This is a genomic window from Hathewaya massiliensis (genome assembly GCF_902143515.1).
Lineage (GTDB): Bacteria > Bacillota > Clostridia > Clostridiales > Clostridiaceae > Hathewaya > Hathewaya massiliensis.
This window is the reverse complement of the sequence record NZ_CABFVD010000003.1, coordinates 69,788-96,485: the sequence shown is the minus strand read 5'-3', so window position 1 is coordinate 96,485 and position 26,698 is coordinate 69,788. Positions and strand designations below refer to the sequence as shown.

Annotated in this window: 24 protein-coding genes and 3 pseudogenes; 20 read left to right on the top strand and 7 right to left on the bottom strand. The window is 32.8% G+C overall.

What is annotated here, in order from left to right:
- The first annotated feature begins 23 nt into the window (after positions 1-23).
- From cutD to eutM, 4 genes are read left to right on the top strand one after another with little or no spacing between them, the layout of a single operon-like run.
- Positions 24-977 (top strand): choline TMA-lyase-activating enzyme, encoded by a 954-nt coding sequence (gene cutD / locus FNZ64_RS07485; RefSeq protein ID WP_142414207.1) that lies wholly within the window; start codon positions 24-26, stop codon positions 975-977.
- A gap of 39 nt (positions 978-1,016) precedes the next feature.
- On the top strand, positions 1,017-1,370 hold the full coding sequence (locus tag FNZ64_RS07480) for a BMC domain-containing protein (RefSeq protein ID WP_142414206.1): 354 nt from the start codon (positions 1,017-1,019) through the stop codon (positions 1,368-1,370).
- Positions 1,367-1,813, top strand: coding sequence for a EutP/PduV family microcompartment system protein (locus FNZ64_RS07475; RefSeq protein WP_142414205.1), 447 nt, complete (start codon positions 1,367-1,369; stop codon positions 1,811-1,813). The genes FNZ64_RS07480 and FNZ64_RS07475 overlap by 4 nt, the downstream gene beginning before the upstream one ends.
- Positions 1,814-1,871: 58 nt before the next feature.
- Positions 1,872-2,162 carry an ethanolamine utilization microcompartment protein EutM gene (eutM, locus tag FNZ64_RS07470; RefSeq protein WP_142414204.1) on the top strand — a complete coding sequence of 97 codons (291 nt, stop codon included), beginning with the start codon at positions 1,872-1,874 and terminating at the stop codon, positions 2,160-2,162.
- A gap of 188 nt (positions 2,163-2,350) precedes the next feature.
- Here eutM and FNZ64_RS07465 read toward each other — a convergent pair whose 3' ends face one another.
- Together FNZ64_RS07465 and FNZ64_RS07460 are read right to left on the bottom strand one after the other, a co-directional pair.
- Complete coding sequence (locus FNZ64_RS07465; protein WP_243129231.1) at positions 2,351-2,566, bottom strand: hypothetical protein; 216 nt, start codon at positions 2,564-2,566, stop codon at positions 2,351-2,353.
- Entirely contained in the window at positions 2,563-3,066 is a 504-nt protein-coding gene (locus tag FNZ64_RS07460) for a YbhB/YbcL family Raf kinase inhibitor-like protein (RefSeq protein WP_142414203.1), read from the bottom strand. Before FNZ64_RS07460 ends, FNZ64_RS07465 begins: the two co-directional genes overlap by 4 nt.
- A gap of 503 nt (positions 3,067-3,569) precedes the next feature.
- Here FNZ64_RS07460 and FNZ64_RS07455 point away from each other — a divergent pair.
- Both FNZ64_RS07455 and FNZ64_RS07450 read left to right on the top strand, forming a co-directional pair.
- Positions 3,570-4,460, top strand: a complete 891-nt coding sequence (locus tag FNZ64_RS07455; RefSeq protein ID WP_142414202.1) for a YitT family protein — start codon at positions 3,570-3,572, stop codon at positions 4,458-4,460.
- 307 nt (positions 4,461-4,767) lie between these two features.
- Positions 4,768-5,541 carry a class I SAM-dependent methyltransferase gene (locus FNZ64_RS07450; protein ID WP_142414201.1) on the top strand — a complete coding sequence of 258 codons (774 nt, stop codon included), beginning with the start codon at positions 4,768-4,770 and terminating at the stop codon, positions 5,539-5,541.
- Between the two features lie 106 nt (positions 5,542-5,647).
- Here the strand turns inward: FNZ64_RS07450 and FNZ64_RS07445 are convergent, their stop codons facing one another.
- Positions 5,648-6,505 carry an alpha/beta hydrolase gene (locus FNZ64_RS07445; RefSeq protein ID WP_185903714.1) on the bottom strand — a complete coding sequence of 286 codons (858 nt, stop codon included), beginning with the start codon at positions 6,503-6,505 and terminating at the stop codon, positions 5,648-5,650.
- 324 nt (positions 6,506-6,829) lie between these two features.
- Here FNZ64_RS07445 and FNZ64_RS07440 point away from each other — a divergent pair, with 324 nt between their 5' ends.
- The 3 genes from FNZ64_RS07440 to FNZ64_RS07430 all read left to right on the top strand — a co-directional run bounded on the left by FNZ64_RS07440 (position 6,830) and on the right by FNZ64_RS07430 (position 11,422).
- Positions 6,830-8,785: a S9 family peptidase gene (locus tag FNZ64_RS07440; RefSeq protein ID WP_142414199.1), complete on the top strand. Its 1,956-nt coding sequence runs from the start codon at positions 6,830-6,832 to the stop codon at positions 8,783-8,785.
- Positions 8,786-9,105: 320 nt separating this feature from the next.
- Complete coding sequence (rlmD, locus tag FNZ64_RS07435) at positions 9,106-10,455, top strand: 23S rRNA (uracil(1939)-C(5))-methyltransferase RlmD (protein ID WP_185903713.1); 1,350 nt, start codon at positions 9,106-9,108, stop codon at positions 10,453-10,455.
- 262 nt (positions 10,456-10,717) lie between these two features.
- A complete protein-coding gene (locus FNZ64_RS07430; RefSeq protein WP_142414198.1) occupies positions 10,718-11,422 on the top strand; it encodes an MBL fold metallo-hydrolase in 705 nt (234 codons plus the stop codon).
- Positions 11,423-11,730: 308 nt separating this feature from the next.
- On the opposite strand, the gene FNZ64_RS07425 is transcribed toward FNZ64_RS07430, so the two are convergent.
- The 3 genes from FNZ64_RS07425 to FNZ64_RS07415 form a co-directional block, all read right to left on the bottom strand.
- On the bottom strand, positions 11,731-12,672 hold the full coding sequence (locus FNZ64_RS07425) for a helix-turn-helix transcriptional regulator (protein ID WP_142414197.1): 942 nt from the start codon (positions 12,670-12,672) through the stop codon (positions 11,731-11,733).
- A gap of 291 nt (positions 12,673-12,963) precedes the next feature.
- On the bottom strand, positions 12,964-14,406 hold the full coding sequence (locus tag FNZ64_RS07420; protein WP_142413186.1) for a DDE-type integrase/transposase/recombinase: 1,443 nt from the start codon (positions 14,404-14,406) through the stop codon (positions 12,964-12,966).
- A 377-nt stretch (positions 14,407-14,783) separates the two neighbouring features.
- Positions 14,784-16,226 (bottom strand): DDE-type integrase/transposase/recombinase, encoded by a 1,443-nt coding sequence (locus FNZ64_RS07415; RefSeq protein WP_142413186.1) that lies wholly within the window; start codon positions 16,224-16,226, stop codon positions 14,784-14,786.
- A 175-nt stretch (positions 16,227-16,401) separates the two neighbouring features.
- Here FNZ64_RS07415 and FNZ64_RS07410 point away from each other — a divergent pair, with 175 nt between their 5' ends.
- The 4 genes and pseudogenes from FNZ64_RS07410 (at position 16,402) to FNZ64_RS07395 (ending at position 19,716) form a co-directional block, all read left to right on the top strand.
- The gene (locus tag FNZ64_RS07410; RefSeq protein ID WP_142414196.1) at positions 16,402-17,355 is read left to right on the top strand and encodes a quinone oxidoreductase family protein; all 954 of its coding nucleotides are present in this window, start codon (positions 16,402-16,404) and stop codon (positions 17,353-17,355) included.
- A 316-nt stretch (positions 17,356-17,671) separates the two neighbouring features.
- Positions 17,672-17,959 (top strand): hypothetical protein, encoded by a 288-nt coding sequence (locus FNZ64_RS07405; RefSeq protein ID WP_142414195.1) that lies wholly within the window; start codon positions 17,672-17,674, stop codon positions 17,957-17,959.
- Positions 17,960-18,035: 76 nt separating this feature from the next.
- A pseudogene (locus FNZ64_RS07400) lies at positions 18,036-18,536 on the top strand (ATPase, T2SS/T4P/T4SS family); the annotation flags it as partial.
- Between the two features lie 16 nt (positions 18,537-18,552).
- Positions 18,553-19,716, top strand: a complete 1,164-nt coding sequence (locus FNZ64_RS07395; RefSeq protein WP_243129230.1) for an NlpC/P60 family protein — start codon at positions 18,553-18,555, stop codon at positions 19,714-19,716.
- A 170-nt stretch (positions 19,717-19,886) separates the two neighbouring features.
- Here FNZ64_RS07395 and FNZ64_RS07390 read toward each other — a convergent pair.
- Positions 19,887-21,018, bottom strand: a pseudogene (locus tag FNZ64_RS07390) (IS3 family transposase).
- 85 nt (positions 21,019-21,103) lie between these two features.
- Between FNZ64_RS07390 and FNZ64_RS07385 the strand changes: the two are divergent.
- The 7 genes and pseudogenes from FNZ64_RS07385 to FNZ64_RS07355 all read left to right on the top strand — a co-directional run.
- Positions 21,104-21,592 (top strand): annotated as a pseudogene (locus FNZ64_RS07385) (ATP-binding protein); the annotation flags it as partial.
- 219 nt (positions 21,593-21,811) lie between these two features.
- Entirely contained in the window at positions 21,812-22,159 is a 348-nt protein-coding gene (locus tag FNZ64_RS07380) for a GIY-YIG nuclease family protein (RefSeq protein ID WP_142414194.1), read from the top strand.
- Entirely contained in the window at positions 22,156-22,620 is a 465-nt protein-coding gene (locus FNZ64_RS07375; protein WP_185903712.1) for a DUF6530 family protein, read from the top strand. Before FNZ64_RS07380 ends, FNZ64_RS07375 begins: the two co-directional genes overlap by 4 nt.
- A 1-nt stretch (position 22,621) precedes the next feature.
- Positions 22,622-23,551 (top strand): AAA family ATPase, encoded by a 930-nt coding sequence (locus tag FNZ64_RS07370; protein WP_142414192.1) that lies wholly within the window; start codon positions 22,622-22,624, stop codon positions 23,549-23,551.
- 54 nt (positions 23,552-23,605) lie between these two features.
- A protein-coding gene (locus tag FNZ64_RS07365) for an IS3 family transposase (protein ID WP_423244938.1) occupies positions 23,606-24,726 on the top strand; the annotation gives its coding sequence in 2 pieces (ribosomal slippage) (positions 23,606-23,861 and positions 23,861-24,726; 1,122 coding nt in all).
- 73 nt (positions 24,727-24,799) lie between these two features.
- Positions 24,800-25,882 (top strand): vWA domain-containing protein, encoded by a 1,083-nt coding sequence (locus FNZ64_RS07360; protein ID WP_243129229.1) that lies wholly within the window; start codon positions 24,800-24,802, stop codon positions 25,880-25,882.
- A 34-nt stretch (positions 25,883-25,916) separates the two neighbouring features.
- Positions 25,917-26,507: a helix-turn-helix domain-containing protein gene (locus tag FNZ64_RS07355; RefSeq protein WP_142414190.1), complete on the top strand. Its 591-nt coding sequence runs from the start codon at positions 25,917-25,919 to the stop codon at positions 26,505-26,507.
- Positions 26,508-26,698: the final 191 nt, after the last annotated feature.

Sequence of the window (26,698 nt, the reverse complement as noted above, 5' to 3'; positions counted from 1 at the left end):
AATGAAAGTGGAGAATGAAGAATATGAGCAATGGAAATTTAGGTATAATCGAACGAAAAGCAAGGATTTTTAATATACAAAAATATAATATGTATGATGGAGATGGGGTAAGAACTATAGTGTTTTTCCAAGGGTGTCCCCTTCGTTGCAAATGGTGTGCAAATCCTGAAGGATTAGAAAAAAAATATAGAGTTATGTTTAAAAGTAACTTATGTAATGATTGTGGAGCTTGTGTTTCTGTTTGCCCTGTGGGAATACATAGCATATCTAATGAAACTCTAAAGCATGAGGTAAATCGTCATATTGACTGTATTGGATGTGGTAAGTGTAAGGAGGCTTGTCTTAAATCTGCTATATCAATAGTTGGAGAAACAAAAACTATTTCTGAACTTTTGGAAATTGTAGAAGAAGATAGGACTTTTTATGAAATGTCTGGTGGTGGAGTTACCTTAGGTGGTGGAGAAGTTTTAATGCAACCTGAAGCAGCTGGTAGCTTATTAATGGCATGTAAGCAAGAAGGTATAAACACTGCAATTGAAACTTGCGGTTATACAAGGATGGAAACAATACTTAAGGTTGCAGAGTTTGTAGATTTATTCTTATTTGATATTAAGCATATTAATTCTGAAAAACACTATGAATTAACAGGAGTAAGAAACGAACAGATTTTAGAAAATCTTCAGGAATTACTTAAAAACAAATATAATGTAAAGATTCGTATGCCTTTACTTAAAGGTATAAATGATTCAAAAGAAGAAATAGATGCAACTATGGAGTTTTTAAGACCATACAAAGATTATAAGAACTTTAAGGGAATTGATTTACTTCCATATCATAAGATGGGGGTAAATAAATATAATCAATTAGGAATTGAATATCCTATACAGGGAGATCCAAGTTTAAAAAATGAAGATTTAGATAGAATAGAAGGATGGATTAAAAAATATGATTTACCTGTAAAAGTAATCCGTCATTAAATAAATTTTAAATAGATAATAAGATGGAAGGTAGGAGTTATGGGAGATTTTTTAGATAAAGGTATACAGCGTGTTATACAAGAGACAGTACCAGGGAAGCAAATTACTTTAGCTCATGTTATTGCATCACCAGTGAGTGATATATATGATCGTCTTGGAATTGACGAAGCAGGGGCAATTGGTATTTTAACTCTTTCACCCTTTGAAACTGCTATTATTGCAGCAGATATTGCAACTAAGGCTTCAGACGTTAGAGTTGGATTTCTTGATCGTTTTACAGGTTCAGTTGTAATAAGTGGCGATGTTCAAAGTGTTGAAATAGCACTTAATGCAATAAATGATACGCTAGGAAATATGCTTGGATTCACTCCAGCTCCCATTACAAGAACATGAGAAAAAAACGCATAATGGTAATTGGTCCTTCAAAGTCTGGTAAAACCACAATAGTTAATGCATTAAATGATTATGAGGGTCCCTTAAGACCAACACCAGATTTAAGATATGGTAAAAATACTATTGATGTTCCAGGTGCTTATATAGAAAATGCTTGGATGTATAGTCATATAATCGCTACAGCTCAGAACGCATCTCATGTGCTTATAGTAGTTGACCAGTCTAATTGTACTGAAGTATACTCCCCTGGATTTGCAAAGTCTTTTAAATGCCCAGTAGTTGGGGTTATAACAAAATGTGATTTAATGCCTGAAAATAAAGAAAAATGTTTAATGCAGTTAAAGAATATTGGGGTATCAGAGCCATATTTTCATATTAGCTTTGAATTGAGAACAGGAATTGACGATTTAAAAAAGTATTTATTTAAAAAATGTGAGGAATAGCAGGCAATTATAAAATTTATATTAAAATACATAAAAAGATACTTAGGAGGAGTCTAAGATGAAATATGATGCATTAGGAATGATAGAAACAAAAGGATTAGTAGCAGCAATAGAGGCATCAGATGCTATGGTTAAGGCGGCAAATGTATATTTAATAGGTAAAGAGCAGATTGGAGGAGGACTTGTAACTGTTATGATTAGAGGGGATGTTGGAGCTGTTAAAGCTGCTACAGATGCTGGTGCTGCAGCTGCACAACGTGTTGGAGAATTAGTATCAGTTCACGTTATACCACGTCCACATTCTGAGGTTGAAGTAATTCTTCCAGCAACTAAAGAAACTGAAAACTAAGATTTTTAACTAAAGTCTATTATATTGAAATTGGGCTGTCACATTAAAAGTAATACTACAATATATTATGTTGATTTTAAGTTTCTCAATCAATATATTGTATGTAAATTTCTTAGTGCGACAGTCCAATTTTTTATTTTTTAGATAAATTATTTTCTATGTTCTTATTTCTAATCCACAAAAGCGCATCAGTAGAAACCATTGTTAAATTTAAAATATAAATATAAGACAACATCCTTGCTATTAATTAATTTATTTGCAATCCCTGCAATATAACCTAAAATTAAAACAAGTAAGAAAATCAAGCTTTTTCCATTTATGGATTTAGATTTTATAGACCTTGCAATTGAAAAGGGCCATGCTATACCAAAACAAATTAGCATAATTGCTTCTAGAATACTCAATTTCTATACTCTCCTTTTAATGTATATTGCGCTAAAATATGACCATCCATTTGACGAAACATTTCATTAAGCATAAAACCATTTGCCAAATCTAACATGGTATCTAAGGCATATATATGAAGTTCATATATATGTGGTTCATTAGGAGGAGCCATTCCACCATAATATGATGATAATTCTTTACTTTGATTTCCACCTTGAATGCTCATCCAACTATTAACACCTTGAACAAAATCTTTAGTTCTTTGACTTTCATTTTCTAAAACTTTATTTTTTATTATATTAGCTGCTACCCAATGCACCCAAGAAAACCCTCCACTCACAGGGAATGCATCTTTATCTTCTAAAAATAAAGCAAAACTTTTTGTATTTTCTGGTGCATCTATAACTTCAAAGGGTAAGGAATATGTTGGCATTCCATTCTGATTAAATTCTGTACCATGTTTTCCATACTTATCTTCAATAATACCATTAACAATACCAGTACTTATAACAATCATTGCAAAACCTCCAATAAATATTTTTTATTTTATGGGTTTAGTTTATAGCAGTTTAAAAGCTTTGTAAATTACGCACTTTTTTGTTGGTACTATGTTCTATTGTAAAAGGGGAGTTCAAATGTTTAAGAAATTAATATCAAGTATTTTAATAGTTTTTCTTGCTATGTCATTTTAAGATTGTGTAAAAAATGACAAAATGAAGTGGATAAGTTTCTTTCTGAAAAGTCAAAAATTTCATTTTAAGATGCAGGCATCTATGGTAAAATTAATCACGTAAACAATTTTCTTCTTCACATTATAATTAAATATAATATCTAATATTAGAATTTTTAATTGAAATCATTTCTTTGAAGGTTATTCTAATATAGATAAAATGGGGATTCTAGAAAATATATATTGCTATTACTGGGGGGGTATATGTCTTATGCATGAAGTTATGAAGAAGTTATAAAAAATTATTTATCAAATAGAAGAAATTAGTTTTAAAGTTGGGGAGAGATAAAATGGGGGAAAATATAAAGGCTTTTATTAAGGATTTACCAATATTAACATTAGGTATGTTTATTGGAACATTAGCTGTACATTTCTTTTTGATTCCAAGTAAATTAGTTATTGGTTCTATTACAGGTTTATCAATAGTAATTAATTTACTTACATCAATATCATTACCGGTATTAATTTTTATTATAAATGCATTTTTATTAATTTTATCATATTTTCTTATAGGAAAAGAATTTGGGGTTAAAACCGTATATTCAGCGTTGATTTTGTCACCTATGCTTGCCATACTAGATAAAGTATGTCCAATTAAACAATCATTAATGCAGGATCAGTGGCTAGATCTTTTATGTTTTGTGTTGATTTTGAGTTTTTCACAAACTATTTTATTTAGACGCAATGCATCAACTGGTGGCTTAGATATTCTAGCTAAAATTGTAAATAAATATTTTCATGTTGATTTAGGTACATCAGTTACTATTGCAGGAGCAATGATTTGTTGTACTGCGATTTTTGTATATGATATAAGAACAGTAATCATAGGACTAATTGGAACTTATCTTAATGGATTAATATTGGAACATTTTATGATAGGATTTAATTCTAGAAAAAGGGTCTGTGTTATTTCGAAAGATTACCAGTTAATTCGTAAATTTATAATAGAAGATATGCACCGTGGAGCAACCTTATATCCTATTAAAGGCGGATTAGGATCTGAGGACAAGTTTGAAATTCAAAGTTTAATGACACGAAATGAATTTTCTTATCTTATGGAATTTATTAAAAAAGAAGAAATTGATGCATTTATTACGGCAGGAACAGTTAGTGAAATCTATGGCAATTTTGGAGTAAAGGGAATCAAAAGCAAACCAAAGGTATTATTAGAAAAGAAATAAAAACTGGGCTGTATTACTAAAAAGTTAGTGATACGGCCCAAAGTTTTATCCATATGCTAAAGAAGCATTTGATGAACATTTAGAAACTCAAAAGTTTTCCCTTGATTATTTTAAAAATTGTGGTTGTTGTATTTATGATGACATTTCCAGCTTGCGGAAGATAAATAGAAATCCACAAAACACATTAGCTTGTGGTAAATAAAAAGTTTAACTTTCTTAAGAGAAAAATTATATTCTAAATTAAATATTATAGTATAATATTTATTGAAACATAAAGATAACATAGTTTGGAGAAGAGGAACAAGAGATGACAGTGGAATTAGAAAAATACTACAACAAATTTTGTGAGGACAAAAGATTAACAAGAAGATATGGACAAGTTGAATATATTACTTCCATGAAGTATATTCATGAGTATCTAGGAAATAATGATAAGGCAAAAATATTAGATGTTGGGGCAGGAACAGGGAGATATTCTGTGCAATTAGCAAATGAAGGATATGATGTTACTGCCATTGAGCTTGTGAAGCATAACCTAGGAATTTTAAAGTCAAAAGGAAGTACAGTAAAGGCAATGCAGGGAACAGCATTAGATTTATCAAGGTTTTCAGAAAATACTTTTGATATGACCTTGGTGTTTGGACCAATGTACCATTTATATAAGTTTGAGGATAAGGTAAAAGCCCTACAAGAGGCAAAAAGGGTAACGAAAGTTGGAGGAGTCATCTTAGTAGCATACTGTATGAATGAATATAGTGTATTAACCTATGGTTTTAAGGAAAATAATATTCGTGCATGCGTTGATAATGGCAAACTTACTGAGGATTTTCATGTTATATCAGAACCAAAAGATTTATATGATTATGTAAGAATTGAAGATATCAATAAGTTAGATGAGGAAGTAGGACTTCAAAGGATAAAATTAATTGCAGCAGATGGACCAGCTAATTATATGAGATCTGTTTTGAATCATATGGATGAAGATGCATTTCAACTTTTTATTAAGTATCATTTTTCTACCTGTGAAAGACCAGATTTGTTGGGAGCAAGCGGACATACACTAGATATTTTAAGAAAGTGATATATAGTAAAATAGTCTAATTTATTTTAAGGTTATGGTTTGTTGGAATATAAAACAGTAAAATAGAATTTAAATATTGTTTTAGAATAATTAAAAACACCTAAATTTAATTAGGTGTTTTTATAGAATCTAAAAATTCTTTTATAGCTTTTTCATAGCTATTCTTATATAAGGAATAAGAGCCTATATGGGAAGAATCATCAAATAAAAGCAACTTGCTCTTAGAATTTTTCAATGATTTTTCCATTTTAACACTCTCTGTATAGGGGATGGTAATATCCTTTTTACCATGAATCATTAAAATAGGTATGCTTGATTTTTCAATACTATTTAAAGGATTTACTTTATTGTAATCAACTCCATATATAAGCTTAAAGTTTAACATTATTATAGGCACAAAAGGGAAATAGGGTAAGCCTGTCCAATGTTTCATATTACTTTTTAAATATCCTTTTAACTCACTAAAAGGAGAATCAGCAATGACAAAATTAATATCTTTTGTTTTATCTAATACACTTAAAGAAGTGGCAGCTCCCATTGAAAAGCCTATAAGTCCTATATTTTCACCTATACCCTTAGATTTTATAAACTTAATAGCTCCTAAAAGATCTTTCTGTTCGTTAAATCCTACAGTCACTCCATTTTTTCCTAAATAATCACCATGACCTCTAAAATCAAATATAAAAGTATTATATCCCTTATCAATAAACATTTTTGCAAGTTTAAGATGGTCTACCTTTGCCTCAGAAGTTTTTCCACCATCCATAAATTTATTATCACCGTAACCATGACATATAATTATAGTTTTCTTACTATTATTAGTTTTTATAATATATCCACCTAATTCGACATTACCTTGTTCACTTTTGAAATTAACCTTTTCGTAATTTTCTATGCTATAATTTTCAAAATTTAATACACGTTTATTTCCATCAGGATGGCTAAATTTCAATACTATATACACAGAAAAAACTTCTAGAATTAAAATTGATAGTATAAATAAAATAATTATCATCTTTATAAGTTTTTTGTAATTTACAGTCCTTTTTATAAGGTTTTGTAATTTACGATCCTTTCTACATTTTTTCTTATAACTACACTTTCATTTTTCATTAGTACATTACCTATTGAAATTATACTTATAGAACTATTACTAGTCAATATTTTTGGGGTGTACCAAGCATCTTGACATGAATCCAAAATACACTATATAATGAAAAGAAATCATGGAATTACCAATTTTTAATTCATGGGGAAATTTTATGGTAATTAAGGGAGTGAGAATTTTATGAATAAGACAAGCTATACTTCAATTGAGGAACTAGTACAAATGCCATGGCTTCAATCCATAAATATCGGTAAGGACGGAAAGGTTCTTTCATATGTTAAAAGAACTTCTGATTTAGGTGAAAATGTATACAGAAATCATGTATGGGTTTATGAAATAGATGGGCAAAAGCATTATCCCATAACAACAGGTAAATCTGAAAGCAGTAACCCTGCATGGGCGACCGATAAGAATTATTTAGCCTATATTGCAGAGAAGGGTGAAAAAGAAAAGCTTCGAAAGCAAATTATTTTGAAAACCTTTGATGAGTTCAATGGAATTCAGATCACAAATTCCAAGGAAGGTGTAAACAGCTTTATGTGGGCTCCTGACGGTAAGGGAATATACTACACTACTACAGAAGCGGACTCAGAAGAGTTAAAGAAACGTAAAGAGAATTATGGTGAATTTGAATATGTTGATAAAGAATATAAAAATGAATACTTATGTTATGTAGGAATAGAGGAAGCAATTGAATCATTTAAAGAACTAAGTAATAAGAAAAAAGGTGAAGAGAAAGAATTAAAGGATGTTAAAGTTGAGATAACAAATCCTAGGGATTTTAGCGTAAGGGGCTTTCAACTATCGCCAGATGGGAAAAAAGCTGCACTTATATGTACTCCAACAGGGGATATAAGAGATAAAGAAACAAATGTATACTTATTGGATATATCCACTAAAAAGTTTAAAAAACTTAATATTACTGGAATCTTTAGTTCAAATATTTCATTTTCTCCAGATGGAAACAGGATTGTATTTGCGAAAACACCAAGAGAGCCAGAATATTATAAATGGAAGGTTCCTGAAGATGCTGTTTTAGAGATATATGATCTTGAAAAGGAAGAAACCATAATGAGGTTATCTGAATTTGACAGAAGTGTTACACCTATTAAATGGACAAGTAAAGGAATTCTTGTAAACTGGCAGGATAGAGCAAATTATCGAATTGGAATGGTTTCTGAAAAGGGTGAACTCTCTTCAATTTATAGCAAAGATGTATGTTATATAATTGATGCAGATAGTACTTCAGATGGTGAAAATATAGCCTATATTAAAACAGGAAAAAATAAGGCAGCTGAAGTTTATATAAACTCAGTACAAATAACCAATGAAAGCAAGGTATACGAGAATAAACTACTGAGTGAAAAAGAACTTTTAACATGGAATACAAAGGATGATCTTGAGATAGAAGGAGTTTTATCTAAGCCGCATGATTATGATCCTAATAAAAAATATCCCCTTTTGGTAGTTATACATGGGGGACCAACATGGGCATCATTCCCTATTCATAATATGAATAAAGTTTATCCAATTGAGCAGTTTGTGGAAAAGGGCTTTCTTGTTCTTGAACCAAATTACAGAGGAAGCTCAGGCTATGGAAGCAAGTTCGTAACTAGCAATTTTAGAAAGCTTGGGGTAGGGGATTATGAGGATGTTATTTCAGGAGTAGATGCTCTAATAGAAAAGGGTATAGTAGACAAAGAAAGGGTTGGAGTAATGGGATGGAGCCAAGGTGGATATATATCAGCCTTCTGTTCAACCTTTAGCAATCGATTCAAAGCAATCTCTGTAGGAGCGGGAATAAGTAACTGGACTACGTATTATGTAAATACAGATATAACAACATTTACTAGGGCATATTTAGGAGCAACACCATGGAATGATCCAGAAATATATGCAAAAACTTCTCCTATGACCTATATAAAAACTGCTTGCACACCAACACTTATCCAACATGGTGATAATGATAAGAGAGTGCCTGTTCCAAATGCATATGAGCTATACAGAGGACTACAAGACCTAGAAGTGGAAAGTGAACTTGTAGTATTTAAGGGAATGGGACACGGTCCTAATAAACCTGGACTTAATAAAGCAATAATGGAACAAAATCTTCAGTGGTTTGTAAAACATGTTTAATTAAAGAAAAGGAATTCAAAGTTTTATTAAAGATATGTAGCTGCAGAATAACAATTAAGGAAAGTCAAAAGCAAATGTAATAAATAGTAAGGGGACTGTCGCATTAAGAGCAAATACTACAATATATTTTGCTAATTTCAAATTTGCAAATCAATATATTGTATGTAAATTCATTAGTGTAACAGTCCCATTTTAATGTAAAAATTAAGGTTGAATCTGTGGGATGTGGTATAATTAAAAATATTATTACAAAAATAAGCAGTATAGAATTATTATAGAGAGAGAAAGTAAATTTAATTACTTTAAGCAAAGGTGAGAATATGAACAAAGAACAAATAAAAGTAAAATGTATAGGTATGGATGAAGAAGGAAAAGGAATTGTAAAAATAAGAGGCCAAGAAATTCATATACCTTATTTAATTGATGGAGAAACAGCTATTGTTGAAGTAACTGAAAAAAGAAATTTTATAAGTGCAAAGGTGGTTAGAATTGAGGAAAAATCAAAAGACAGAGTTGTGCCAAAATGTAAATACTTTGACCAATGTGGTGGCTGCCAATTGCAACATTTGTCTTATGAAGGACAGTCAAAATTCAAATGGAATAGTGTTGTAAAATTAATGCAAAAATATCATAAAGTTAATGAAGTATTGACCATGAAAGAACCTTATTTTTATCGTAATAAAGTTCACTCCACAGTAGCATATGACAATAAAAAGAGAATTATATCAGGAATTTATGAGGAGCATACGCATAATGTAATTCCAATAGAACACTGTATAATACAAGATAAACCTGCAGATAAAATAACTGCATCCATTCGTGAAATTATGAAGACCTTTAAAATGAAACCCTACAATGAAGATACTGGCCAAGGTTTTCTTAGACATATTTTAGTGAAAACAGGTTTCGTAAGTAAACAAGTGATGGTGGTCCTTGTAGTATCATCTCAAGTATTTCCAGGGAAAAAGAATTTTGTAAGTGAACTATTAAAAAGACATCCTGAGATCACCACTATTGTTATGAATGTTAATAATCGTAAAACAAGCGCTGTGCTAGGGAATATAGAGAAAGTACTATTTGGAAAAGGATATATTGAAGATACCTTATGTGGCTGTGTATTTCAAATTTCACCGAAATCTTTTTATCAAATAAATCCAATACAAACTGAAGTTTTATATAATAAAGCAATTGATATGGCAAACCTAAAAGGAAATGAAACGGTTATCGATGCATATTGTGGCATTGGCACTATCTCACTTATTGTCAGTCGTAAAGTGAAAAATGTCATAGGTGTTGAGTTAAATAAAGATGCAGTCAAAGATGCAATAAAAAATGCAAAAGCAAATAAAATAACTAATACTCGCTTTTATAATGAGGATGCTGGTAATTTTATGGTTGATTTAGCTAATAATAAACAAAACATTGACGTTGTATTTATGGATCCACCTCGCAGTGGTAGTGATGAAAAATTCCTATCTTCTATAATTCGTTTAGCACCAAAACAAGTAGTATATATATCCTGTAATCCAGTAACACAAGAACGTGATCTTAGGTATTTAACAAAACATGGTTATAAAGTAGAGGAAATACAGCCAGTAGATATGTTTCCGCAGACTAAACACGTTGAGAGTATAATTCTGATGACGTATTGTGGTTTGGGGGAGAAATAATAAGACCTGACCACAACATATAGTGGTTTTGGATCTGTTTTGGAGCAAAAAAAGAGCAAAAAAACACCGTTTTTTGACCCCTGTTTTTAGGGTGATTTATAGATGACATAGGGTAATTTGGGTGATGACAAGGTAAAAGCAGTAAAAAGAGAGGTAGGAAACTAAATAATATTTTTAATACTTATTTAGGAGTTTAAGGTGAAAAATTAAATAATAATGAGATAAAATTGAGCTTGTTTTTATAGAAAGAAGATGAAATTAAATGAACGAAATAATAATGCTAAATATTAGCTTTGAGTATGGAGATGAAACGAAAACTATAAATCCCATTTTATTAATAGATAAAAATGATGTTGTTTTAGTTGATTGCGGCTATCCTAATCTTTTAACTTTATTAGAAGATGAAATGAAATCAAAAGGAATAGACCCAGATTCATTGACAAAAGTACTGATTACACATCATGACGATGACCATATGGGAGCTTTATATGAAATTAAAGAAAAATATCCACATATTAAGGTGGTTTCAAGTGAAATAGAGAGTGAGTATATTTCTGGTAAAAGGAAATCACTTAGACTGTTACAAGCAGAGGAAATACTAAAGGTCATGCCAGAAGAACAGAAACAATTTGGAATTGATTTCTGTGAAACCTTAAGAAAAGTTAAACCTGTCAATGTAGATATAACAGTTAAAGATGGAGATAATTTTGACTGGGCAGGAGGGTGTCAGGTTATATCAACTCCTGGTCATACGCCGGGTCATATTTCATTATTTTTAACAGAGACTAATTCCATTGTAACAGGTGATGCGACAGTTATAGAAAATGGTGAATTAGTAATTGCAAATCCGCAATTTACACTTGACTTAAGTACAGCTGAAAATTCGTTAGAGAAGATTATGTCTATGAATGTAGATAATTATTATTGCTATCATGGAGGAAAATTAATTAGATCCACAACTAGGTAATGTAATTCTAGATAAGAAGTAATATAAATAATAAGAAGCTTAGAGAATTATATATATTAAGACAAGTTTTTATATTTTACATCACTAATATCAAACAAGAAAATGATTATTCATAGAAGATTTTTAAATCTTGAAATTCACCCCAAAAGTTAGAAAATAAATTTAACTTTTAGGGTGAAATTTTGTCCAAGTATAATTTCGAAATAAAGAAAGAGGTGCGATATTATGAATAGATTGACAACAAAAGTCTCATATCTATTGTAGTAGAATGACAAATAGTAAATTTTTAGTTAGTAATTGAACAATAATCATAGGTAATTCAGTAAAGTATCTTTCAATTGATTGCGAATAGTGTCTATGATTTCCTGCGACTCCAATACTTTTACATTTGTACCTAACTGTATAAAAAACTTTGAAACAAATTCAATCTCGCTCCTATCAATTTCCATATCAATATAGCCATGCTCTTCATCAGTTGTTTTGATATGTGGTTCTAACCAAGATTGATTGTTGCATTGTCGAATTCCTTCCCTGGTCAATTCTGCATATAAATGGATAGGGTCATTTGGTTCTTGTGTATTGAGATTTTTGAGCCAGCCATCAAGATTTATACCAGGGTTATGCTTCTTTTGTTTATTAATTAATGATACAATGCGATCCAGACGAAAAGCCTTAATTTCGTTTTGATATAAGTCAAGAGCAGGCATATACCAGAATCCAGCATAGGCATACACACCTATAGGTGTAATTTCTCTATATGTGTTTTTGTATTTTGATTTATACTCTATGGAAAGTACGTGGCTTTCTAGAGCAGCATCTATAATTTCTTTTATAAATGGAGAAGGAGTACTTCTTTTTATATTCCAAAAGGATAAAATAGTATCAAGATTATCTATTTTATTTTTGGTGTCAGAAGGTAGACCTGCATATAGTTTTCTTGAAACGGATTTAATATCAATTTCAAAGGGTAATGATTTATAAAATTTAAGAGATTGAAAAGCAAAAAAGATGGCAAAAGCTTCATTTTCATTAAAAATAATAGGTGGTAGTACTCTATTGTTAAGTATACGATATCCACCGTTACGACCAGGTTCGGTATAGAGAGGGACACCCATCTCGCTTAATTCCATAAGGTATCTATGGGCTGTTCGAACTGAAACATTATATTCACGTGCTACTTCTTCAGCAGTAAAATTGTGTTTAGTATTAACATACATTATTAAATCAAACAATAATTTTGTTTTAGACATTTTTTTCACTCCTTATTAAACCATGACAAGTTTTGTCATGGTTTTAGTGTATACTATTATTTATAAATTAGCAGATAGTGTAAAGTGAAATATGAAAAAGTTAAGTTTAAAAATGTTTTGCCCGAAGGGCGTAGAATACTAAAATATTTTGTGATTTAAAGATGGATTAACGAATTTTGAGCATGACAAAAAATCCTTTTCAGAGAAGGAAAATTTTTGATATTGCTAATCACCACATTAATTTATCCACGTAGTGGCTCAGAAATATCGTATATTTACTTTATAACTAAATTAAGCAGAGTTTTCAGCTTGCATCTTTAATATTGTTTGTTGACCAAGATAAATAAGTATTTGCCACTTAGCAGGCATATTGCCCGCATTAGTTAAAATATCTATCTCATTTAGTGGCTTCCAGTAGTTATAAGGATGAGGACGTAGAAAGTTATAATAGGCAACCCAAAGGGAAACGCCATAAAGTGCACCATTCTCGCTTCCATAACCGCAGGTAACGCGATAAGAAGATTTGAAGGTGCGGTTAAGTCGTTCTACTACTTGCTTTACCCAACGAAATTCGGTGGATACAGCATCATCATTGGTGAGTCCGATAACTTGAGTAACATCAAAGTCCCATCCATTAACGATTTTGCACTGCTGACTTGCAAGAGGATAGGCACTATAGCCGTCTGCAATGAATTTTAAGGCTTTATTAGGGAATTTTTTAAACTTCTCAAAAGCCATACGCATAGTGAGGATACATGGACCTACAGCACGAGTATCAGATACTTGATAGCCTAAGATAGACTTCTTACAGGCATCCATGATAATCCAAACGTAATGTTTTATACCTTTTACCTTGATATAGGTTTCATCAGCTGAAAGAATATTAGATGGTTTGTAGTCAAATGTGTCAACAAAAGGCTTTATAACTGCGGCAGCAGTCATAGCATAATTAGCAACCATTGTATGTGAAATCTTTATGCCGTGTACTTCTTCCAAGGCATGTGCTGTCTGTCTAGTAGATAGCTTAAGATTAACGTGATAAGTAAGGCAAAGCCCCATAATGTGGGCATTAAACTTCTTATACTTAAAGTTAATTGCTCTAGAAGGAAGTTCATGTAAGTCCATTTTAAAGAAATCTATGGTGAACTCACGATAGATGTAGTGGAGCTTGTACTTGTGTTTATTAGCGTCACTTAAGTCTTTAGGTAGCTTGTCTAAGTTATTGCGGTAGTAAGAACACTTAGGATTAACACATTTATGTATTCTAAAATGCTTACGATCTTTCTTAGGTGTTAAAATATGTCCACAATAAGGGCAACGTAAAGCTAAAGGTCTATTATAGATATTTATTTCGTTAAATAACTCTCCACATACTTTACACTGATATTGACCTTTAGAACCATTATTTTTGTAAATGTATTTGTGCGGAGCACCACAACGAGGGCACACGGTAGATTCACCAACTTTTGCACTTTCAGACCTACGATTTACTGGCTTAACAGTTTTTCCGTACCTGTTCTTGTAATAAGCTAAAAGCAATTGATAATCAACAGGTTCTGAATTGAAGATTTTAGGAAGTTTATCCACCTTAAACTTCTGATATTCAGGACTATGTGAATCCTCAAAAACCAATTGTTTAAGAGGAATATATTTAGATATAAATAAAAAAAGTTCTAAAATAATTTTGTTTTGGTATTGAATATATAAAAGTAAATAAGTTATAATTGAATCCATAGCAATGACATCCTTTCATGTTATTTTGGGTTTTGGCGATTCAATTATAGCATAAAAAAGGGGGTCATTGTTTTTTTGTTTAAAAAAATTCTGTAACCCTTGATATATAAAGATAAAGTAAAAAATATAGTGTGAAAAACTTTACACTAACAATTAGCAGATAGTGTAAAGTGAAATATGAAAAAGTTAAGTTTAAAAATGTTTTGCCCGAAGGGCGTAGAATACTAAAATATTTTGTGATTTAAAGATGGATTAACGAATTTTGAGCATGACAAAAAATCCTTTTCAGAGAAGGAAAATTTTTGATATTGCTAATCACCACATTAATTTATCCACGTAGTGGCTCAGAAATATCGTATATTTACTTTATAACTAAATTAAGCAGAGTTTTCAGCTTGCATCTTTAATATTGTTTGTTGACCAAGATAAATAAGTATTTGCCACTTAGCAGGCATATTGCCCGCATTAGTTAAAATATCTATCTCATTTAGTGGCTTCCAGTAGTTATAAGGATGAGGACGTAGAAAGTTATAATAGGCAACCCAAAGGGAAACGCCATAAAGTGCACCATTCTCGCTTCCATAACCGCAGGTAACGCGATAAGAAGATTTGAAGGTGCGGTTAAGTCGTTCTACTACTTGCTTTACCCAACGAAATTCGGTGGATACAGCATCATCATTGGTGAGTCCGATAACTTGAGTAACATCAAAGTCCCATCCATTAACGATTTTGCACTGCTGACTTGCAAGAGGATAGGCACTATAGCCGTCTGCAATGAATTTTAAGGCTTTATTAGGGAATTTTTTAAACTTCTCAAAAGCCATACGCATAGTGAGGATACATGGACCTACAGCACGAGTATCAGATACTTGATAGCCTAAGATAGACTTCTTACAGGCATCCATGATAATCCAAACGTAATGTTTTATACCTTTTACCTTGATATAGGTTTCATCAGCTGAAAGAATATTAGATGGTTTGTAGTCAAATGTGTCAACAAAAGGCTTTATAACTGCGGCAGCAGTCATAGCATAATTAGCAACCATTGTATGTGAAATCTTTATGCCGTGTACTTCTTCCAAGGCATGTGCTGTCTGTCTAGTAGATAGCTTAAGATTAACGTGATAAGTAAGGCAAAGCCCCATAATGTGGGCATTAAACTTCTTATACTTAAAGTTAATTGCTCTAGAAGGAAGTTCATGTAAGTCCATTTTAAAGAAATCTATGGTGAACTCACGATAGATGTAGTGGAGCTTGTACTTGTGTTTATTAGCGTCACTTAAGTCTTTAGGTAGCTTGTCTAAGTTATTGCGGTAGTAAGAACACTTAGGATTAACACATTTATGTATTCTAAAATGCTTACGATCTTTCTTAGGTGTTAAAATATGTCCACAATAAGGGCAACGTAAAGCTAAAGGTCTATTATAGATATTTATTTCGTTAAATAACTCTCCACATACTTTACACTGATATTGACCTTTAGAACCATTATTTTTGTAAATGTATTTGTGCGGAGCACCACAACGAGGGCACACGGTAGATTCACCAACTTTTGCACTTTCAGACCTACGATTTACTGGCTTAACAGTTTTTCCGTACCTGTTCTTGTAATAAGCTAAAAGCAATTGATAATCAACAGGTTCTGAATTGAAGATTTTAGGAAGTTTATCCACCTTAAACTTCTGATATTCAGGACTATGTGAATCCTCAAAAACCAATTGTTTAAGAGGAATATATTTAGATATAAATAAAAAAAGTTCTAAAATAATTTTGTTTTGGTATTGAATATATAAAAGTAAATAAGTTATAATTGAATCCATAGCAATGACATCCTTTCATGTTATTTTGGGTTTTGGCGATTCAATTATAGCATAAAAAAGGGGGTCATTGTTTTTTTGTTTAAAAAAATTCTGTAACCCTTGATATATAAAGATAAAGTAAAAAATATAGTGTGAAAAACTTTACACTAACAATTAGCAATAGGAGGAAGATAAAATGAAAGCAGCAGTACTTTATAAATTTGGAGGCCCTGATGAACTGATGGTGAGAGATGTGGTAATTCCAAGCATTGGAGATAACGATGTTCTAATTAAAGTTGAGTATGCGGGAGTTGGGCAATGGGATATTTTTGAGAGAGAAGGTGGATATGATGAAATGCTTGGATTAAATTCGAAATTTCCGTTTATATTAGGTTCGGAAGGTTCAGGTGTCATTTATGCCAAAGGAAAGAATGTAGACAATTTTTTTATTGGAGATAGGGTTTACGCTACAGGATTTCTTAATCCCAAAGGTGGATTTTATGCAGAATATGTTTCAATAGATTCTAAGTATGTATCTATTATTCCAGAATCCATAACACTACAGGAAGCCAGTGTAATATCAGGAGTTGGATTAACTGCACTACGTGGGCTGGAGGATGTATTAAAGATTAAGAAAGATGAGTCAATATTAATTTTGGGTGCAAGCGGTGGAATCGGACACTTGGCTGTGCAGATTGCAATGAATATAGGCGCTAGGGTATTTGCAGTAGCTTCAGGTGAAGATGGAGTTGCGATGATTAGGAAGCTTGGAGTGGATGCTGTGGTGGATGGACATAGAGAAGATGTAATGTTTGCAACAAGCAAATTTGCACCGAAAGGATTTGATGCTGCACTATTTACAACAGGTGGTGAGCTTGCAAACTCTTTAGTTCAGTGTGTTCGTGCTAATGGGCGTATAGCATATCCAAATGGAATATATCCGATTCCAAAATCAAAATCAGATATTAGTATAACTGGTTATAATGGTGAACCCGAACCAGAGATTTTACAAAGAGTAAATAATTTAATAAGTTCAGGTAAAATAAAAGCACATATTGATAAGGTGTTCTTACTGGAAGATGCTTTTAAAGCACATCTGGCTCTTAACAATCATTATGTGGGTAAACTTTGCTTGCAAGTTAGTTATTAAGTGAGGATGCAGAGTTTAAATACAGTTAGAATATTTTAATAACTTGTTTATAATACAAATATTGTGTGAGGGAGTGAAAAAATCAATTGATAAGGGAGGCTTTTAGTAGATAAATGAGCATGTTCTTTATGCTAGCCACAATTAAATTCAAAAATATCAACAGCACTGAGATAAAAAAGTCTTGGTGCTTTTATTTTATATAAATCTAAAATTTAATACAGAAAACCAAAGAGGCGAAGTCTTCGGTCAACTTATGATCGATAGTCTTCGCCTCTTTTTTATTTCAAAAACTAATAGAAAGAAAGGACTGAGAACAATGTCAAGATATTTTATGTATGGTACATCACTGGGAGGGATAGAGCAGCTGATGATGCTGGCACCAAATTTTCCTCAAAGAAGAAGTGGAATAGTCATTAATAATCATTTTAATTGTAATGGAGGTAATAAGATTTGTAATGGCTGTGTAGCAAAGGTTAAAAGTAGGGGGAACCCTAATGATTGGCTTTATTTCAAAGAAAAACTAGTGACAGATGAAATTGAATATAAAGATCTGATAGAAGATTGCTTTGGAAGAATAAAAAATTATGTTCTAAAAACAGATTGAAATTACTTAGCAGAAAGTTTACTGGTGAACTATTTCTAAATCATATCCATAAGAAGAGGTTTTATCGTGTACACCACAAAGAGTGGATCAGATTACTTTACTTGATATGTCTTTAAGATTTAACCCCGATATTATTGTAGTAGGAGAAATGCGTGGAGCAGAGATCAATGCAGCACAGGAAGCGGCAAGGACAGGAGTAGCTGTTCTTACTACCATCCATTCAAACTCTTGTGAGGCAACCTATCGTAGAATGGTATCTCTTTGCAAACGAGCAGTAGATATGTCAGATGAAACCCTAATGGGATATGTAACAGAGGCTTATCCTATTGTTGTGTTTTGTAAACAACTTGAAAATAAGAAAAGAAAAATGATGGAGATAATGGAGTGAGAAATCCTATCAGACGGTACAAGGAACTATAGGCCCTTATATCAATATGTAATTACAGAAAACCAGATGGAGGATGGAAAATTTATTATTAATGGTTACCATGAGCAGATTAATAGCATTTCAGATAGCCTTGGCAAAAGATTCTTGGAAAATGGAATGCCAATTGCCATCATAGAAAAATTGAAATAAAGGAGGTGGAAATTATATGAGTACCATCTTGTTGATTGCCTGTATCGGAATGATTGCAGGTTTTTTTAGTTTATTTGGAATCTCATCCATGGAGTTCACAGAAAACATATTTAAAAGGATGATGAGTAAGCCAAGGAGTATAAAGGATGAGATTAATGGGACTACAAAGCGAAAGAAAATACCTATTTTAAGACGAGAAATCATGGAAGTACAAGAGATTTTAAAAATAACAGGAAGAGAGAAGAAGTTTCCTATGCTTTGTGCCTTATCCTTGTTATTGTTTGCCATGGGAGGATCTATTACTATCATGCTGGGTAACTTTTTCTTAGTACCAGTGATGGCAATAGGCTTTATGTTTCTGCCGTTTTGGTATGTAAGGCTTACTCAAAGTTATATTAAAAGGGATATTGCTGCAGAACTTGAAGCAGCACTAAGTATTATAACAACTGCTTATTTAAGAAATGAGGATATCCTTACAGCAGCCACGGAAAATATGAACTATTTAAATCCACCAGTTCTGTCTGTATTCAAGGGTTTTATTTCTAGGATAAAGTTAATAAACCCAGATATTATAGGGGCTTTGCAAGCTATAGCAATACCAATTGATACTCTCCCAGAAATCTATGAAAATATTGAAATGATTATGGGAAAGGAAACTACTTATGAGGATATGGCTAATGCCAATGAAATCTATTACCGAATTAAGTATGGAGTTCCAGCACCAAGTGAAGGAGATGGTTTTGGGGAATGGGGAGATTGGACACATAGCATTACTCCAGAAGAGCTAGAGCAATTGTATCATGAATTGCCAGAGGGAGAGAATGGTTCAGAGATAGTAAAGCTCGCTATGACAAGGTTAGGAGATCCCTATTCACAAGAGAGAAGAGGACAAGGAAATTATACAGACTGTAGTTATTTGACCATGTGGAGTTATAGGCAGATAGGAATTGTAATACCCGGAACTGCAGCAGAGCAAGGAAAATTTTGTGTAAATAATAATCTTACTGTTTCAAAAGAAGATTTAGTTCCTGGGGATCTAGTGTTTTGGAGTCACAAGCCTAACAGTAGATTTATGAACATTACCCATGTAGGAGTCTATGCTGGAAATGGCAAGGTAATAGATGCCGCATATTTTAAAATAAAAGGAGGACTTTATGTTAACAACAAAGGCGATATTTGAAAAAAGATTTCAAGATTTGATACAAAAGTATGTGTGATTAATGGTATTGAAATAATGGATAAAAATGAATTTGAAGAATTCAGTAGTAATTTGTTAGATGACAGAACTGGATTGGCAACCCCTTTTTGGACAAAATTACTCCGAACAAGAAATTACTATGGCTTCAGTTCTTATCCAGCTAATTTCAGAGTGTTTAACCCTCTATATTCCATTGGTGTTAGATAGCCTAAAGAACCATGAATTCTCAGATTGTTATACCAGTAAACATACTCTGCTAATTCTAACTGCAATTCCTCTAATGTCTCAAACTTTTTCTGATATATAAATTCAGTTTTCATTGTTTTATATACTGCCTCACTTACAGCGTTGTCGTAAGGGCTACCTTTATTACTTAGAGATCTCTCTATTTGAAATGTTTCTAGAACATCATCTATAAGCTTGTTATCATACTCATTACCACGGTCTGAATGAAAAATTTTTATATCTTTCAATGAATAGGGTATACTTAAAAGAACCTTTTCTACCAGTTTAGCATCCTTCTTTTCTCCTGCAGAGTAACCTATAATCTCACGATTATGAAGGTCTATTAGGGTGCAAACATAATTCCATTTACAACCTACTCTAATATAGGTTAAATCACTTACAACGACCTCCAATTTCTCTCTATTATCAAAGTCTCTATCTACAAGATTAGGAGTATCAGTCTGGTTACATGTGCTTTTATGAACCTTGTAATGAGCTACTGTATAGTTAGATACTAGGCTATTTTTTCTCATGAGCCTTGCTATCCTTTTTCTTGATACTTGATAGCCTAACTTCCTTAATTCTACTTTTATCTTTCTTGTTTCATAATTATTTCTACTAAGTCTAAATATATCCTTTATGTGTTCTTCGATAATTTTTCTTCCTTTGAAGATATATCAGGATCTTTATTTAAACGATAATATACTAAGCTACGTGAGACCTCTAAAAATTCGCACATGGCACTAATACTGTATTTCTCTTTATTAGAAATAATGAGGTCTACTTTTTGCCTAGTAGGAGTGCCGCTTGCTTTAAAATATCATTTTCCATTTCAAGCTGTTTAACTTTCTTTTCTAACTCTTTAATCTTTTTTTCTTCATCAGTTTTATTATCTTCTGCATCAAAGGACCTTGAATTATTATATCTTATTACCCACTGCCTCATAGTTGAAGCTGCTATACCGTACTGCTCACTTATCTCCCTGTAGGTATGATTACCTTGATTAAATATATTGACAATTTGCTTCTTGAAATTTTCCTCATAATATTTTTTTGACATGGCTTTCTCCTCCTATAAATTTATTATATCATGTTCGGAGAAAAACTATCCTATTTAGTATAGCCTATCCTATGAACGAGCAGCGCAAGTGCAAGTAAGAGTATCTCATTTTCCTTATGTAAAAACAGCAAATGATTATGATTATAACTTTCAACCTGGTGTTAATAAAGATGAGATAAAAGATCTGTGCTCATTACCATTTATAGAACAAAAAGAAAACATCTTGTTCTATGGTACTCCAGGTACAGGAAAGGCTCATGAAGAGAATCGATTAGAGCATAGATTAAGACACTTTTGCAAACATAAGTTATTAATCATAGACGAAATAGGGTATCTACCAGTAGATAAAACGGGTGCAAATCTATTTTTAGCTCATATCAAAGCGCTATGAACATGCATCAACAATCATTACTACAAATCAACTTTTAGTAAATGGGGGGAAGTATTTTCTGATCCTACTTTAGCAAATGCAATCTTAGATCGATTATTGCATCATTCTCATGTTATTAAGATGGTTGGACCATCATATCGCACGAAAGATGTATATAATTTAATAGAAAATGATAGACAATAGCTTTGGAATAAACCTACATTTTTACTTTGGAATTTTCATACATTTTTTTATCAACATTCACAGCTTATGTCATATAGGAAATTGAAAAACTTAACGGCAAGTTGCACAAGCCACTATTTTTATAAAATAGTATCTATTGGATAATTCTGCATTCATATGGTCTACGGAGCGTGGATTATATTTTGAGTTACATTATTTTATACTAAAGACGAGGTGAAAATGATGGATACAAAAAGAAAAAAAGAGCTTATAGAAGCCTATAAAAACAGACATCCTGAAATGGGAGTAATATCTTACCGTTGTATGGAAACAGGAGAGGTGTTTTTTGGTATCTCCAAAGATACAAAATCAGACTTTAACAGCAATAATATGAAATTGGCAGCCAACTGGCATCCTAATAAACAATTACAGGAACTCTGGAACAAATATGGTTCGGAAGGCTTTGAACTATTAGTTATTAAAGTGTTAAAGTATGATGATCCACATGAAGATCATACAGCAAAATTAGAAAGTTTGAGAGAGCAGTGTCTCGCTGCTGATCCAAATGCAAGGAGGATATGGAGATGAATGAAAAGGTTGTTATGATATCAAATGATTATGACCGTATAGATGGCAGAAACGCTTATCAATCTGACATCAAATGTTTAACATTAGGTGCACCTATGCTGGAAGAAAATAAAAAAATGCAGATTGCCGCACAGATTTGGAAAAATGATAAAGATGGTGAATTGATTTTGGCCCAGGAGTTGCCCATCCATCAAATATTTGATTTGATGATTTTTTTGTCCAGGACATTGCTTTACTTCAAGGAGGCTTACCGGCTCCCCCTTTTATATGACCCGGAAAATCCCCTCGTGGAACGTGTTGGGCTACAAGGTGATATGCTACCTGTAGAGGTGTGTGTAGGTAATCAAAATATCAATGAGGAAATCAAAGCATTTGCCCAGAGTCTGAATGATTTAGGGGAATTGATTGGAGAACGCAAGCGGGTGCTTAATCGAATGTTAGAAGAATTGGAGCTATATTAATATGAAACAAACCAGTATTATATCGCCTACCAGGCAGCTATCAGAAGAGGAGAAGTCCCTTGTCTGGCAAAAACCACCTTCACATATTGAGAGTGAAGCAGAAAAACGTATATATCAAGAAGTAGTAAGAAATTGGAATCGCGGTGAAATGAAAATTAGCACCATTTTGCTGGAAGGGGATGCTGGTTCGGGAAAAACCCAGATTGCCAAAGCTTTATCTGCTGATTTTAACCTGCCTTATACGAAAGTAACCTGTTTTGCAGATATGGATAAATCCGATGTTCTGGGTTCGATTCTTCCGGTGCTGTCAGAAGAAGATGGTTATTCTGATAAGGTTGAATATGGCTATTATCCTTCTGAAATTGTTCGTGCATATGAAAATGGATGGCTCTTGGAGATTCAGGAACCGACAGTGATTCGGGATGCTGCAGTTTTAATGGCGCTAAATTCTGCATTAGAACCAGATGGCAGTCTAAACTTGCCAACTCGTATCGCGCATCGTCACCCTGATTTTATTGCGGTTATTACAACAAATCGCGGTTACAATGGCTTCAGACCCTTAAATGAAGCTTTGCGAGATCGAGTGCAGCATGCAGAAAAACTAGAATTACCGCCTAAAAAAGTAATGATGGAGCGGGTTAAAGCTAAGACTGGTTATGAATCTGAACCTGTACTATCTCTATTAGCTGAAACGATTATGGTGCTGGATGAGACAGCCCGCGCCAATGCCATTAAAGGTGTGGCCGGTATGCGTTCGTATATCTTTTGGGTGGATGCCGTTCAAAGTGGTGCCTCATTCCAAAAAGGTTTATATTATAAGGTGTTATACAAAATCACGACCGATCCGCAGGAGCTTGTTATTTTAGAGCAGGCACTGGCTAGTCATGGCTTGCCAGAAAAGCTTGAGGAAATGGATCTGGATAGGTTATAATAAATTGTACAAAAAACATTCGGTCATGGTATAATAAAATAAAATATTGAGAGGATGAATATCATGGCAGGAAAAACAAAAAATTATACAGAGGATTTTAAAAAGCAAATAGTAGCTCTTAAACAGAATGGCAAATCAACATCCGATATTGCAAGGGAGTATCAAATAGCCAAGTCTACAATAGTTAAGTGGGTAAATGATTATGGCAAATCAGGGTCTTTCAAGGCTAAAGATAATCGTACCGAAGAAGAAAATGAGCTAATACGTCTCCGTAAGGAAAATAAACAATTACTGATGGAAAATGATATTTTAAAGCAAGCAGCGCTGATAATGGCACGAAAATAGAAATAATTTTAGCAAATAGGGAAAAGTACAGTATCAGTGCAATGAGTAGAATACTAAATATTCCAAGGAGCCTAGTGTATTATAAGAAAAAAACTAGAGTATATAACACTGAACTTGAAAATGCAGTTATATCAATATTTAGAGATAGCAAGAATAATTATGGTTCAAGAAAGATAAAAATAGAATTGAAAAAGCAAAATATATTAGCATCAAGAAGAAAAATAAGGCAAATTATGGACAAGTACAGATTGGTTTCTAATTATACTGTAAAACAATATAAGGTGCATAAAATCAAGTGTAACGAGGAAAAGATAGATAATATAGTAAATAGAGAATTTGATAATAGAAGTGATTTAGAAATAGTAGTAAGTGATCTTACATATGTTAATGTGGCTGGTAAATGGCATTATATATGTTTATTAATCAACCTTTTTAATAGAGAAATAGTAGGCTATTCAGCAGGTTCTAAAAAAAATGCTGATCTAGTTTATGAAGCATTTATGAGTTCTAATATAAATTTAACTAAAGTAAAAATATTCCATACTGATAGGGGAAATGAATTTAAAAATAAGATAATAGATGAAGTTTTAGAAGCTTTTAAGATAAAGCGTTCCTTAAGTAAAAAAGGATGCCCTTATGATAATGCAGTTGCTGAAGCTGGATATAAAATTATAAAAACAGAATTTGCATTTAACAGAGTTTTTAAAAATTTAGAAGAGTTGAAAAAGGAATTGCAAGGTTATGTGTTATGGTATAACAATAAACGTATTCATAGTGCTCTGAATTATATGACACCAGTAGAATATAGGCTAGCAAAAATGACCGAATAAAAGTTGTATGAAAAAGTGTTGACAATCCAATCACATATGTCAGTTGCAAAAAACCGGAGAGAATCCTGAAGTAATGGAACTTAATATTTCTGAAAACGGAGAATTCTCTACCAAGACAGATCAAGCTGATAAAAATGCAGTGCATCTGAAAAAATCAGAAGACAGTGAGGGGCATTCTGATACGAGAAGTGATGAAAATACTGATATTTCAAGCAATGATAATGGAGAAAATGGCACTCCATTCTATCATGAGCTCAATAAATCAGATACAACCGAATTACAAAAAAAAGAATTTCGTAAACAGTTGAACAGAGAAGCAAGGAAAAGTGTTCAAGGAAGTGTCCATGAAGATATTAAACTGATCGTCCATCGTCCGGAAGTTACCTATCAGAATAGGGAAGAGTATAACCGTATGATGACAACCTTGATGCCAGTTATTCGGGAATTAATCAGAAAAACAAATCCGCTGTTGGAGCATGAATTATCTGCTGAATTCGTGAAATCGAGGTTGTATGGCACGAAGTTCTGTGCGGATCAGGCTCCGTCTTTGGATTTTCGCGTATTTGCTCGCAAGCGCCCACCTGAGGAAGAACCCTCCCTTGCGGTTGCTCTCAGGATTGATGAATCAGCGTCTATGTCAGCCTTTGGTCGTTTGGATGCAGCAAAACAGGCAGCTGTCGCCTTATATGAATTCTGCAAAGGGTGTGGAATTCCGATAATGGTTTACGGAGATACAGCAGACCGCTCCAAGCTGGAGCAAATGTCTGTCTATGCCTATGTAGACTTTGAAAGCAAAGATGCAGATGAAAAATATGCTCTTATGAACATTCAGGCTCGCAGCAACAATCGAGATGGTATGGCATTGCGCATTATTTCCGATAGATTGCTTAATGCGCCCCAAAAATCCAAATTAATTATCAGCATCAGCGACGGGCAGCCTAAGGCTATGCCCGATTATACAGGTGAAAAGGCAGCGTATGATATGAAAGATACTTTGCAGGAATATAGACGAAAAGGTATCCAATTCCTATCTGCAGCTATAGGCCAGGATAAAGAAGCTATCCGCAAACTCTACGGTGCTGAAAGCACACTGGATATAACCGATTTAAAGCAACTTCCAGCAAGGTTGGTACAAATAATCACAAGGTTTCTATAAGTATGTTATACTAAGCAGAAATGGAGGTGAATGCATGGACTGTATGAAAATAGGAAAATTAATTGCCAAGCTACGAAAGGAAAAAAAACTTACCCAGAGAAATATTGCAGATGCACTGGGTATTCAAAATAAAACTGTTTCAAAATGGGAATGTGGTTTAGGATGTCCTGACCTATCGCTGTGGCCAGAACTATCTACTATTTTGGGTGTTGATATGAAACAGATGATGGAGGGTGAAATCACATCAAATAAGCCGGATAGCGGCAATATTGATAAAGTACGTTTTTACGTCTGTCCTTCCTGTGGAAATATTTTGGTGAGCACAGGAAGTGCCTCTATCTTCTGCTGCGGAAGAAAGTTAGAACGTATCTTGCCTACTGTTGCAACTATTGCACCAAAAATCACGGTAGAGGAAATAGATACTGATTACTTTGTCACTTTTGACCATCCAATGACCAAAGATCATTATCTTTCTTTTGTGGCCTGTGTTAAAAGTGACAGAGTATTTCTAAATCGCTTGTACCCAGAACAAAGTCCAACTTGTAGGTTTCCTATAACTACCGGTGGCAAACTATTTGTTTATTGTATTAAGCATGGCTTATCGGTATATTCAGGTAATCTATAATTAAATCAATATTATCTTCCTGAGATGTATATGTTTGTTGTACTGTCCGTGGCTTTTTTCAATTTTAAACGTTGTTTAAAACAACTTATTGTGTTAAAATATATGCTGATACAAATAAGAGTTTAGGAGGAACCGAAACTATGACAGCCTCAATGCGTTTAAGATAAGCTGGCAATAAAAAAAGCAGAATC

What these genes read in the sequence shown, in the direction of transcription:
- FNZ64_RS07440 (WP_142414199.1), top strand. Translation starts at nt 6,830, where the DNA reads ATGAATAAGACAAGCTATACTTCAATTGAGGAACTAGTACAAATGCCA.
- FNZ64_RS07395 (WP_243129230.1), top strand. Translation starts at nt 18,553, where the DNA reads ATGAGTACCATCTTGTTGATTGCCTGTATCGGAATGATTGCAGGTTTT.
- FNZ64_RS07415 (WP_142413186.1), bottom strand. Translation starts at nt 16,226, where the DNA reads ATGGATTCAATTATAACTTATTTACTTTTATATATTCAATACCAAAAC.
- rlmD (WP_185903713.1), top strand. Translation starts at nt 9,106, where the DNA reads ATGAACAAAGAACAAATAAAAGTAAAATGTATAGGTATGGATGAAGAA.
- FNZ64_RS07455 (WP_142414202.1), top strand. Translation starts at nt 3,570, where the DNA reads ATGGGGGAAAATATAAAGGCTTTTATTAAGGATTTACCAATATTAACA.
- FNZ64_RS07460 (WP_142414203.1), bottom strand. Translation starts at nt 3,066, where the DNA reads ATGATTGTTATAAGTACTGGTATTGTTAATGGTATTATTGAAGATAAG.
- FNZ64_RS07450 (WP_142414201.1), top strand. Translation starts at nt 4,768, where the DNA reads ATGACAGTGGAATTAGAAAAATACTACAACAAATTTTGTGAGGACAAA.
- FNZ64_RS07420 (WP_142413186.1), bottom strand. Translation starts at nt 14,406, where the DNA reads ATGGATTCAATTATAACTTATTTACTTTTATATATTCAATACCAAAAC.
- FNZ64_RS07430 (WP_142414198.1), top strand. Translation starts at nt 10,718, where the DNA reads ATGAACGAAATAATAATGCTAAATATTAGCTTTGAGTATGGAGATGAA.
- eutM (WP_142414204.1), top strand. Translation starts at nt 1,872, where the DNA reads ATGAAATATGATGCATTAGGAATGATAGAAACAAAAGGATTAGTAGCA.
- FNZ64_RS07360 (WP_243129229.1), top strand. Translation starts at nt 24,800, where the DNA reads ATGGAACTTAATATTTCTGAAAACGGAGAATTCTCTACCAAGACAGAT.
- FNZ64_RS07355 (WP_142414190.1), top strand. Translation starts at nt 25,917, where the DNA reads ATGGACTGTATGAAAATAGGAAAATTAATTGCCAAGCTACGAAAGGAA.
- FNZ64_RS07480 (WP_142414206.1), top strand. Translation starts at nt 1,017, where the DNA reads ATGGGAGATTTTTTAGATAAAGGTATACAGCGTGTTATACAAGAGACA.
- FNZ64_RS07410 (WP_142414196.1), top strand. Translation starts at nt 16,402, where the DNA reads ATGAAAGCAGCAGTACTTTATAAATTTGGAGGCCCTGATGAACTGATG.
- FNZ64_RS07405 (WP_142414195.1), top strand. Translation starts at nt 17,672, where the DNA reads ATGTCAAGATATTTTATGTATGGTACATCACTGGGAGGGATAGAGCAG.
- FNZ64_RS07475 (WP_142414205.1), top strand. Translation starts at nt 1,367, where the DNA reads ATGAGAAAAAAACGCATAATGGTAATTGGTCCTTCAAAGTCTGGTAAA.
- FNZ64_RS07425 (WP_142414197.1), bottom strand. Translation starts at nt 12,672, where the DNA reads ATGTCTAAAACAAAATTATTGTTTGATTTAATAATGTATGTTAATACT.
- FNZ64_RS07380 (WP_142414194.1), top strand. Translation starts at nt 21,812, where the DNA reads ATGATGGATACAAAAAGAAAAAAAGAGCTTATAGAAGCCTATAAAAAC.
- FNZ64_RS07375 (WP_185903712.1), top strand. Translation starts at nt 22,156, where the DNA reads ATGAATGAAAAGGTTGTTATGATATCAAATGATTATGACCGTATAGAT.
- cutD (WP_142414207.1), top strand. Translation starts at nt 24, where the DNA reads ATGAGCAATGGAAATTTAGGTATAATCGAACGAAAAGCAAGGATTTTT.
- FNZ64_RS07370 (WP_142414192.1), top strand. Translation starts at nt 22,622, where the DNA reads ATGAAACAAACCAGTATTATATCGCCTACCAGGCAGCTATCAGAAGAG.